Below are 9,034 nucleotides of genomic sequence, written 5' to 3'. Positions count from 1 at the left end.
TCATCACCGCCCGCGGCCGGGAAGTCACCGCGATCGACGACGACGGCAAGCCGGTCAAGCGCGGCAACAAGGTCGAGCGCGAGTGGCGCGTCCAGGCGCAGCGTGACCTGGGCTTCGACTGCTCGGTGTGGATCCGGCTGCGCCGCGAGGAGCGGCCGCAGGTCATCAAGACCCGCTCGCTGACGTTCCCGGTGCCGCCGGGCAAGCCGCTGACGCTGGATCACCTCGACCTTGAGGAGCTGGTGTTCGAGCGGCTGGGCTGCTCGGTGGACACCCAGCCGAGGCAGATGACCGCCCTGGTCGCCGACCGGGCAACGCCCTGGCTGGCCCGCGTCTCCGGCACCGACACCGTGGAGGGACTGGCCGCGCTGTGGCGGGAGACCAACCCGGACAAGTCCGGGCTGACCCGTGAGGAAGCCGCCGTGGTCCAGGCCGCCATCCGCCAGCGCAAGCAGGACTTGGAGAACCCGCGCCGCGAGCTGGCGGACTTCCCCGCCAGCGACGCCGACAAGCTGCGCGCCGCGCACGCCCGCGCCGCCGAGGCCGACGACACAGGCGATTCCGCCTGAGCGACCCGTGCCCAAGGTCCTCGCCCCAGCCCTGGCGGGGCGATGACCCCCTCCGCGTGCCGCACCGATCGTGCCGCACGCCGACCTGACAAGGAGAGCCCCCGTGGGAGCCGTCACCTTCTACCTCACCGCCACCGCCACCACCCCGCAGGCGGCGTTCGACGCCATCCGCCAGGAGGCCGCCGCCGAGTACGGGTGGCGCGAGGACAGCGGCACCGTCGCCATGAAGGACGAGTACGTCCTCATCGACACCAGCGTGCGCCCGCACGACGAGGCGATGAGCCTCGCCGTCGACCTGATCGCCCGGAACGACCCGCGCGTGGAGGACTCGTTCGGCCCGGCGGGCTGCCTGGAGATCACCCCCACCACCCCCGGCGGCGGCCGCGCCTTCCTGTTCTTCGGCTGGGCCAACGACTGACCACGCCCGTAACGCCCCGCAGGGGCGCAGCCGGGTCCTACCACCGGCTGCGCCCCTGCCCATGTGTGACCTTCGGAGGCATCACCCATGCTGACCGCTCCCGCCCCCGACCGCTCGCTGTGGCAGGCCGCACGGGAAGTCGACGACGACCGCCCCCGCTCCCGACAGACCCAGCTGGGGGCATCGGACACCACCTGCCAGCGCCGCGCCGCCTACCGGCTCGCCGGCACCGCGCCGAGCGACGACCCCGACAAGCGGGCCGCGATGCTCGGCACCTACATCCACGAAGGCCTGCTGCACGCCGCCCGCACCCGGTTCGGATGGCTGGTGGAGACCAGCGTCGCGGACCACCTGATCCGCGGTCACATCGACGCCGTGCAACTGGACGAGGCGACCGCGCGCCTGCTGCCCAAGCGGCTGCGCCCCCAGGTCCCAGCCGACCCGGCAGACGGGGTGACAGTGGAGGACATCAAGACGAAGTCGACCAGGGTGTGGGACCGGGTGGTGCGCTACGGCGCCACCGCCGCCGAGCTGCGCCAGCTCTACACCTACGCCCGCCTGCTGCACACGGCCGGATTCGAGGACGTGCCCGGGCAACGGCACCTGGCCAAGCTGGGGCCGGTCCCGGTCCGCACCCTGCGGCTGCGGTTCGTCAACCGGGACAACGGCGACGAGGTGATCCAGGAGTTCGGCTACGACGACTGGGAGGCCGAGGCCGCCCGCTGGTGGGTGGAGCGCCTGCACGACTACCCCACCCCCGAGGACGCGCCGCGGGACTTCGACGGCCCCGGCCTGTCCACGGTCTGCGACCACTGCGCGTTCCGGTCACTGTGCTGGCCGCCCACCGACCCGCCCGGCGTCGCCCCGCAGACCGTCCTGGTCCACGACGACGCCGACCGCGCCGCCGCCCTCGCCGACTACGTCCGCGGCCACGAGATCGCCCGCCGGGGCGAGGCCATCAAGCAGCTCGCCCGCAAGAAGCTCGACAACGCCCCCGCCGGGATCTACGGCCCCAACCAGCTGTCCTGGACCGGCGGCAACCCCGTCACCGAACCCAACGTCGAGGCCATGGTCGACCTGCACGAGGACGCAGGCATCCCCGTCCCCATGGTCCCCGACGTAGGCGCGATGACCCGCAACCTCCTCGCCGCAGGACTGGCCATCCCCGAACGCACCACCACCGCCACGACCCGCCGCTCCATCAACGTCACCGCCGCGCCCACGCACTGACACCCCATCAAGCCCCCCGCCCCGCCCAGCGCCAGGGCGGGGGCCCCACCGCACTCAGGAAGCGAGGCCGATATGACCCTCCACCACACACCGGTCCAGCAGAAACACCGTCGTCTGGGAGATCGACATCTTCGACGCCGCCTCCCCCGAGGACGCCGCCCGTAAGGCGTTGACGATCCACCGCAATCCGCGCAGCACCGCAACCGTCTTTCACGTGACGGGCCCGGACGGCACCACGCACCGCGTCGACCTCCAGGACCACGCGGAGGACTGATCACGCCCAACACGGCCGCCTGGTCCGCTCCATCAACGTCCTCACCCCGGCTCCCTGCCGCCGGCCCCCATCCGGCTCCCGCTCCGGCCCTGGAACGGGAGCCCCCACCCCCTGCACGGAAAGCGAAGCCCATCCATGCCCCTCACCCACACGCCCGCCGAGCAGGCCGCACGCACCGCCTGGGCAGCCGCCCGGCAGACCGCCGGCGACGCCGCCGTCACCTACCTGCGCACCGCCCTGCCCGCCCTCACCCCCACCGACACGCAGGAGTTGGGCCTGGTCATCACCAGCTGGGACGTCCCCGACGGTTCCGCGGGCACGGCCCGCATCACCGACGCGTGCGTCGTCGACCTGCGGGCGGAGCGCCTCGCGCCTGCCGTGGCGCAGGAGCTGGTGAACCTGCTGCTCACCGACGGCGAGGACACGCAGGGCGAGTACACGATCGAGGACCCCACCCCGGACGGCAGCATCGCCGAGATCGAGGACGGCAACGGCGTCTTCCACGAACTGGCGGTTGAGACGGACGGGACCGCCCGGGTGGCCGTGGGTGAGCTCACGGTGCCCCTCGCGCACCGCATCCTCGCGCACCTCGCCGCGCCCCCAGCCCAGTAACCCCAGCCCACCGCAGCGGGGGCACAGCCGTGCCACGGACAGGCTGACTGTGCCCCCGCGCCGGGCCCCACGCCAAGGAGGATCCGTCGTGGACTTCACGCAGTCCCTGCTGTTCGACCCCGCGCCCCCGGCGCCCAGCGGCCGGATGCTGACGCAGCTCAACTGGGGCCTGGGGGTGGAATCCACCGCCTGGCTGCTCATGGTCCTGGACGACCCGACCGATTTCGGCCTGCTGCCGGACCTGTCCGACCTGACCGTCGTCCACAGCGTCGTCGGCGAAGAGTGGCGCGATTCCCTGGACTTCGCCGACCAGCACGTCCTGCCCCGCCTCCGCGCGGCGAGGGTGAGGCTGGTCCAGGTAGCGCGCGCCGGGGCCGTCGACGCCGACGGCATCACGGTCCTGGACGACTCCCGCTCCTCGCAGCGGATCTGGTCGGCCGGGCCGCGGCGCCTGGGCGACGAGCACGAGAGCGCCGGCACCCTGCCCTCACTGGCAGGACCTCATGAGTGCTCGATCAAGTACAAGGGCTGGGTGCTGGACCGCTGGGCGGAACTGGCCCTGGCCGGGCAGCGGGTGCGGCGGGTGATCGGCTACAACGCGGACGAGACCCGCCGGGCCGACAAGGACGCCAAGCTGCAGGAGCAGCGCAACGCCCGGGCCGGGCGGGTGCTGTGCGAGCCCTGGTACCCGCTGATCGAACGCGGCTGGACCCGGCAGGCCCGTGCTGGAGGCCCGGTTCCGCGCCCACCCCAAGGCCGCGCTGCGGGCGCTGATGCTGGAACACGCCGCCCTCGCGCTCAACGAGCGCTCCCCCCTGTACGGGACGGACAGCCTCGCCGGGCGCCTGGCCCAAGACCCCCGCAACCAGCCGCTGCTCGCCGCCCACCGCGCCCTGCTGCGCCGCACCCCGGCCGCCGTGTTCGACGTCCGCCGGATCTACACCGCAGCCCGCACCGACCTGTGCCGGCACCTGCACGGCAACCAGTGCACCCGGCCCAGCTGGTGGTGCCACCACCCCAGAACTGAGGCCTGCACCCGCGACCACGGCACCGTGCCAACCTGCCGCGGCGCCATGGGCTGCAGCCTGACCCCGCGCAAGGGCACCGCCTGGCGGTCCGTCACCGCGCTCGCTCACGGCAGCTACAGCCACTGCACCCAACTGCTCCACCGACTCTCCCAGGAAGGCAAGTTCAAGGACCTGACCGGCGCCCTGTCCGGCATCCGACGCCTGTGGTACCTGCCGCCCGGCGACGCGTATCCCCGCGCGGAGGCGTTCCTCGTCGTCGCGCCGGCGACAGTCCGGGACAAGGCCCGGCCCGGATTCGAGGACCGCTGGCGGGCTCTGACTGGCCGTCAGTGGGCGCACTCGCTTCCAGGTGTCGAAAGGGGGGTGACCGCAGCCTAATTTTCCTCTATTATCGAATCAGCCAGATCGGAGGCCTTCCATGCCGTCGCCCGCCACCAGTACTCCGCTCGCCCAACCATCCACCCCTCTCCCGCAGCTGCTCATCTTGCAGATCCGTGTCACAGACCAGCGCGGCATCACCACCCGGATCGCCGCCTCCGCGCCGCTGACCGACCACACCGGCCTTCCCACCGCCCTCGCCGCACTAGCCCTGCACCTGACCCACCTGCGGCGCACGGGGGCCCAGCCGACCGCGACCGCACTGCGCGAACATCTGACCGAAGCCGTCCCCTGGCTGCGCCCCTACGGATTCAACGCCCTGCACGACCCCCGCGCGGCCGCCGTCGTCGACATCGACCTGCAGCCCCTCGACGCCTCCGGCTGGCCCGGGGTGCGGCTGGCGGTGCTGCAGCAGGGCCACGACCCCGTCCCTTGGGGGCGCAGCCGCCGCTTCCGCGGCGCTGCCCAGGTCCTGGCCTACGCCGACTCGGAGGCTGAGGCCGCCGCGCAGCACCTGGCCGCGCGCGGGCACCTGCAGCGCGACTCCCACCTGCGGCGGCAGTCGGTGCAGATGGACCAGTTGCACCAGCAGCTGGCCCCCGCGCTGGCGTTGGCGAACGAGGACCTGGCGTCGCGCCCGGTCATTCCGGCCCCACGGGACGGCAGCGCCCGGTACGCGGACGAGGAACTGCCCACGCCCCTGGTGCTGACCGGGGCCGTGGTCCAGGACGTCGAGCTGCGCACCGCCGGCGGTGCACCGGTGGCGCGGCTGCTGCTCGCGCCCGACGCTCCGCTGGAGGTCGACGGCGTGAGCGTGGAGCGGCTGACCTGCGACCTGCACGGGGACCAGGCGGTGTCGGCTCACGCCAGCCTGGCCACGGGTGCGCACGTCCTGCTCGCCGGCACCGTGGTCCGCCGCCACTACACCGGCGCCGACCAGATCCCCCGTACCGCCGTCACGCTGACGGTCCAGCACATCGGCCACGCCCTCACCTGACCCCCTGCCCGATCCCTTTCGCTCTCCAGGAGACCCGACCCCATGTCCGCCGACGCCACCACCCGCCTGCTCGAACTCGCCTCCCACGCCGTGGACCTCACCGACCCCACCCGGCTGCGCGCCCTGCTCGCCGAGGGCCACCCCCTGTACTGCCAGGCCCTCGCCGACGTCCGCACCCACCTGCTCGCCCAGGCCGCCCACCTCACCGACGAGGAGCTCGCCGCCCGCTGCACCCACGCCGGCAGCGCGTGGGAGCCCGGCACCAGTCGCGAGGACGCGCTCATCGACCTGCTCTTCGCCGTCTTCGAGTCCACGCCGGCCTGCATCGCCTACGTCGCCCTAGCCGAACGCGCCCACCAGCACCACACCGGCCTCATCGACTGATCCGCACCAAGGAACCCGAACTGGCCCGCGGCCGCACCCCGTTGCCCGTCCTGGCCAGCACCCGCACCGCCTGCTCGTGAACCGCAAGCACACCCGACCAGCCCACGAAGGAGCAACCATGCCCCCCACCCCTACGTACAGCACCACCGGCGGCGGCCACGACGCTGAGGGCCGCGCGAGCGCCCCCGCCTCGCGGATGCTGCCGCCGGGCCGCATCCCGGCCTGCACCGCACCGGTGCAGTTCTTCCCGGTCGTCGTCACCTGGCCGGAGCCGCCCGACCCGGAGGACGGTCCCAACACCGGCCCCGGCTACCACCCGGCCGCAGTGCGGCTGCTGCCCGCCGGGCAGATCATCACCGGCGACCTGGTCCTCGGCTCCGTCACCACCCTCCCCGGCGCCACGATGCCCGTCGTCTCCTACCACCTGGGCACCTACGAGGCACGGCCCGCCGAATTCGACCCCAGCCACCGCTGCGGCGTCTGCGACCTGTACGCCGACCGCAACCCCGCCGACATCGTCCTCGTCCACGACGACCCGCCGAACTGGCCCGGCGTGTGCGACCCCGCCGCACGCGACGAGGTCATCGCCGTCGTCCCACGCTCCCTGCGCTGACCCCGCCCAAACGACGCCAGGGCCGGCCCCGCATCGCTTCCGCGGAACCGGCCCCGGCATCGCCAGCTTGTTGATCCAATAGCTTGTCCCCCAGCCGAGGAGCCCCAGCCATGACATCGTCCACGCCCACCGGCCTGCACATCGCCGAAGACGTCGAAGCCCTCATCGGCCCCCGGCACGCCGCCGAACTGCGCGAGCGACTGCGGGACTTCACCTGCCTGCTCTGCACCCAGCCCGGACACCCCGACCGCGGGGCGGCATCCCTCGTCATCGTCGCCCACGGCGCCTTCCACTCCGCCCGCTTCGCTCACGCCGATTGCCTGCCGTCCTGCGTCGTCGACGCCCCCGACAGCAACGCCCTGCCCGGCGCGGTCGAACTCATCCCCCGCGCCGTCGGCGTGCCCACCCCGCAGGGAACCCGGCCCGTCCTGCTGCTCGCCTTCGAAGAAGAGCTGCTCCTCCTCGACAACCGCACCGACCCCCTCCCCGCGTACCTGACCGCACTCGGTCTGCACACCGGGACCGGGCTGGGCCGCGCCTTCCCGGCCAGCCCGGGATGGCAGGCCCGCTTCGGATCGAAGGGCTACCTCGCCGTCGACGGCCCGAGCGGGCCGATCCTCACCGACGGCGCCATGGTGGTCCCGCCCGTCTGGCGGGACCTGGTCCACGCCGACGGCAACACCGTCACCGTGCTCCTCGGCCGCCTGGACCACGACCACATCTGGGCACCCCACCCGCCCTTCGGCGCCTACCAGCAGGCACTGCGCGCCGGCACCCTGACCGGCGGCCTCGTCACCGCCCAGTTCATCTGACCGCTCGAGCGCCCGGACGCCTTCCGCCGCCGGGCCCGCGTCCATCCCATTACTCGTCGAAGTTGCACACATCGTTCCGCGTGTGCATTACGTTGGTGAGGCGCGGATGCGCGGGAGCGCAGCTGTGCGACGGGTAAATGCCCGGCATGGCGGGCACCCGCAGTGGGTGGCCGAGCTGCGGCTGGCAGCGGGCAGGATAGGGGTTCACGTGGCACGTCTGGTCTTTGACGACGAAGAAGCCGCCGGTCTGCGCGAACAGGCCACGGAGGCCGAGCAGGCAGGCGAGACTATGCTCGCCGCCTCGCTCCAGGAACTCGCGGAGCACGGCGTTGACGTGACGCGATCCTGGGAGGACCTGATGGCCGAGAAGTTCAGTCGTTTCGAGTCGCCCCGCGACGTTGCCTAAGCACGCGCCTCGGCGCCGGGCCGTCGCCTGGACCGACGTGGTGCAGAACTCCCTGCTGGACCTGTCTCCGCTGGAACTGCGCTACCTCGATCAGGCCGTGGTGGAGATCAGCACGGACCCCGCGATCGGCGAGGAACGCCCCGTGAAGCCGGGGCAGATCCCGCTGTGGGAGTACCGCACCGACCACGTCCGCGTGATCTACCACCGCACCGCCCTCGGAACCGTGGTGATCATCGCCTTCTACGACTTCCCCGCCGAGTAGTCACAGCTCGAAGGGCCCGCGCATCCTCCAGTGCGCGGGCCCTTCGTCGTTCCCGAGTCCTGCCGGATCGACGCACAGGCGCCAGGTGGCGCGTCCAACACACGCAGTGGACCTACCTGTGGGTGCGCCTGGCGCAGCTGGCCTGGGCGAGGACCCGGAAGCCGACGGGAGGTGCCGTCAGCCGGTGAGCGTGACGATCCGACTCTCCCAGTCAACGGTGCCGCCTTCGTCGACCAGGAGCACGACCTGGTGGTGGCGGGTGGTGCGGGAGAAGGACTTGTGGTGGCCGCTGCCGCAGGCGGTGGCCACGTCGTTGCCACCGAAGTCCATGCCCAGGTGCATCTCAACCGCTCGCAAACCGATGGGTTAAGCGGATTCCGCTGCCCGAAGCAACCGATGGGTTAAGCGGATTCCGCTGCCCGAAGCGGGTGAACTTGGAGGGGGCTTTGGGTGGCGCGGCAGGTTCGCCGCCGGGTTGCCTGCTCAGTCCCTTGATGCGCTGGCGGATACGGCGGGAGGGCTGGAACGCGGGGCTGCGGCCAGTCGCCCCCTGTGAGCGGAGGGCTGGCTTGGGTCGCCACTCCCCGCCACCTGCCTTGTCAGTGCGGAAGCAGGGACTCCAAGGGCGTCTGAGGGTCCGTCAGGCGCGTAGGGTCGAGGGGCGCTCGGGAGAGGATCAGCTGCTTGATCGGGCCGGTGACGTCCCAGACGTTCACGTTCATGCCCGCGACCACGCGGCCGCTCAGCAGCCAGAAGGCGACGAACTCCCGGGCGGCCGGGTCGCCGCGGAAGACGACCTGGTCGTAGCCGCCGGGGTCGGTGTAGCCGGTGTACTCCATGCCGAGGTCGTACTGGTCGGTGAAGAAGTACGGCAGCCGGTCGAAGACGGCGTCCTTGCCGAGCATGGAACGGGCGGCGGTCTGGGGCTGGTTGAGGGCGTTGGCCCAGTGCTCGACGCGGATGTGTCGGCCCAGGAAGGGGTGGTGGGCGCAGGCGACGTCACCGGCCGCGTAGACGTCGGGCGCGGATGTGTGCAGGTGCTCGTCCGTGG

The 9,034-nt window shown here is 72.3% G+C and carries 13 protein-coding genes; 11 read left to right on the top strand and 2 right to left on the bottom strand.

The features are described from left to right. The 11 genes from ACFP3V_RS32025 to ACFP3V_RS31975 form a co-directional block, all read left to right on the top strand. Positions 1-569: hypothetical protein (locus ACFP3V_RS32025; protein ID WP_380591432.1), on the top strand; the 569-nt coding region annotated here is incomplete at its 5' end. 103 nt (positions 570-672) lie between these two features. After that, entirely contained in the window at positions 673-987 is a 315-nt protein-coding gene (locus ACFP3V_RS32020) for a hypothetical protein (RefSeq protein WP_380591430.1), read from the top strand. A gap of 87 nt (positions 988-1,074) precedes the next feature. After that, the gene (locus tag ACFP3V_RS32015; protein ID WP_380591427.1) at positions 1,075-2,217 is read left to right on the top strand and encodes a PD-(D/E)XK nuclease family protein; all 1,143 of its coding nucleotides are present in this window, start codon (positions 1,075-1,077) and stop codon (positions 2,215-2,217) included. Between the two features lie 409 nt (positions 2,218-2,626). Then, positions 2,627-3,103 (top strand): hypothetical protein, encoded by a 477-nt coding sequence (locus ACFP3V_RS32010; protein WP_380591424.1) that lies wholly within the window; start codon positions 2,627-2,629, stop codon positions 3,101-3,103. 722 nt (positions 3,104-3,825) lie between these two features. Further along, positions 3,826-4,509, top strand: coding sequence for a hypothetical protein (locus tag ACFP3V_RS32005; protein WP_380591421.1), 684 nt, complete (start codon positions 3,826-3,828; stop codon positions 4,507-4,509). A gap of 106 nt (positions 4,510-4,615) precedes the next feature. Further along, on the top strand, positions 4,616-5,506 hold the full coding sequence (locus tag ACFP3V_RS32000) for a single-stranded DNA-binding protein (protein ID WP_380591418.1): 891 nt from the start codon (positions 4,616-4,618) through the stop codon (positions 5,504-5,506). A 42-nt stretch (positions 5,507-5,548) separates the two neighbouring features. Further along, the gene (locus tag ACFP3V_RS31995; RefSeq protein WP_380591415.1) at positions 5,549-5,890 is read left to right on the top strand and encodes a hypothetical protein; all 342 of its coding nucleotides are present in this window, start codon (positions 5,549-5,551) and stop codon (positions 5,888-5,890) included. 118 nt (positions 5,891-6,008) lie between these two features. Next, entirely contained in the window at positions 6,009-6,503 is a 495-nt protein-coding gene (locus tag ACFP3V_RS31990; RefSeq protein ID WP_380591412.1) for a hypothetical protein, read from the top strand. A 110-nt stretch (positions 6,504-6,613) separates the two neighbouring features. After that, complete coding sequence (locus ACFP3V_RS31985) at positions 6,614-7,315, top strand: hypothetical protein (RefSeq protein WP_380591409.1); 702 nt, start codon at positions 6,614-6,616, stop codon at positions 7,313-7,315. A gap of 208 nt (positions 7,316-7,523) precedes the next feature. Continuing rightward, the gene (locus ACFP3V_RS31980) at positions 7,524-7,721 is read left to right on the top strand and encodes a hypothetical protein (RefSeq protein WP_380591407.1); all 198 of its coding nucleotides are present in this window, start codon (positions 7,524-7,526) and stop codon (positions 7,719-7,721) included. Between the two features lie 37 nt (positions 7,722-7,758). Further along, positions 7,759-7,983: a hypothetical protein gene (locus tag ACFP3V_RS31975; RefSeq protein WP_380591404.1), complete on the top strand. Its 225-nt coding sequence runs from the start codon at positions 7,759-7,761 to the stop codon at positions 7,981-7,983. Between the two features lie 177 nt (positions 7,984-8,160). On the opposite strand, the gene ACFP3V_RS31970 is transcribed toward ACFP3V_RS31975, so the two are convergent. Together ACFP3V_RS31970 and ACFP3V_RS31965 are read right to left on the bottom strand one after the other, a co-directional pair. After that, the gene (locus ACFP3V_RS31970) at positions 8,161-8,340 is read right to left on the bottom strand and encodes a hypothetical protein (RefSeq protein ID WP_380591402.1); all 180 of its coding nucleotides are present in this window, start codon (positions 8,338-8,340) and stop codon (positions 8,161-8,163) included. Positions 8,341-8,582: 242 nt separating this feature from the next. Continuing rightward, positions 8,583-9,034: oxidoreductase C-terminal domain-containing protein (locus ACFP3V_RS31965; RefSeq protein ID WP_380591399.1), on the bottom strand; the 452-nt coding region annotated here is incomplete at its 5' end.

The sequence above is a fragment of the Streptacidiphilus monticola genome, assembly GCF_042658505.1.
Classification (GTDB): domain Bacteria; phylum Actinomycetota; class Actinomycetes; order Streptomycetales; family Streptomycetaceae; genus Streptacidiphilus; species Streptacidiphilus monticola.
The sequence above is the reverse complement of the archived record's forward strand: the minus strand, read 5'-3'. Positions and strand labels throughout refer to the sequence as shown.

Excerpts from the sequence above, each read along its gene's own strand:
- ACFP3V_RS32010 (WP_380591424.1), top strand. The coding sequence starts at position 2,627 with ATGCCCCTCACCCACACGCCCGCCGAGCAGGCCGCACGCACCGCCTGG.
- ACFP3V_RS32015 (WP_380591427.1), top strand. The coding sequence starts at position 1,075 with ATGCTGACCGCTCCCGCCCCCGACCGCTCGCTGTGGCAGGCCGCACGG.
- ACFP3V_RS31995 (WP_380591415.1), top strand. The coding sequence starts at position 5,549 with ATGTCCGCCGACGCCACCACCCGCCTGCTCGAACTCGCCTCCCACGCC.
- ACFP3V_RS31985 (WP_380591409.1), top strand. The coding sequence starts at position 6,614 with ATGACATCGTCCACGCCCACCGGCCTGCACATCGCCGAAGACGTCGAA.
- ACFP3V_RS31990 (WP_380591412.1), top strand. The coding sequence starts at position 6,009 with ATGCCCCCCACCCCTACGTACAGCACCACCGGCGGCGGCCACGACGCT.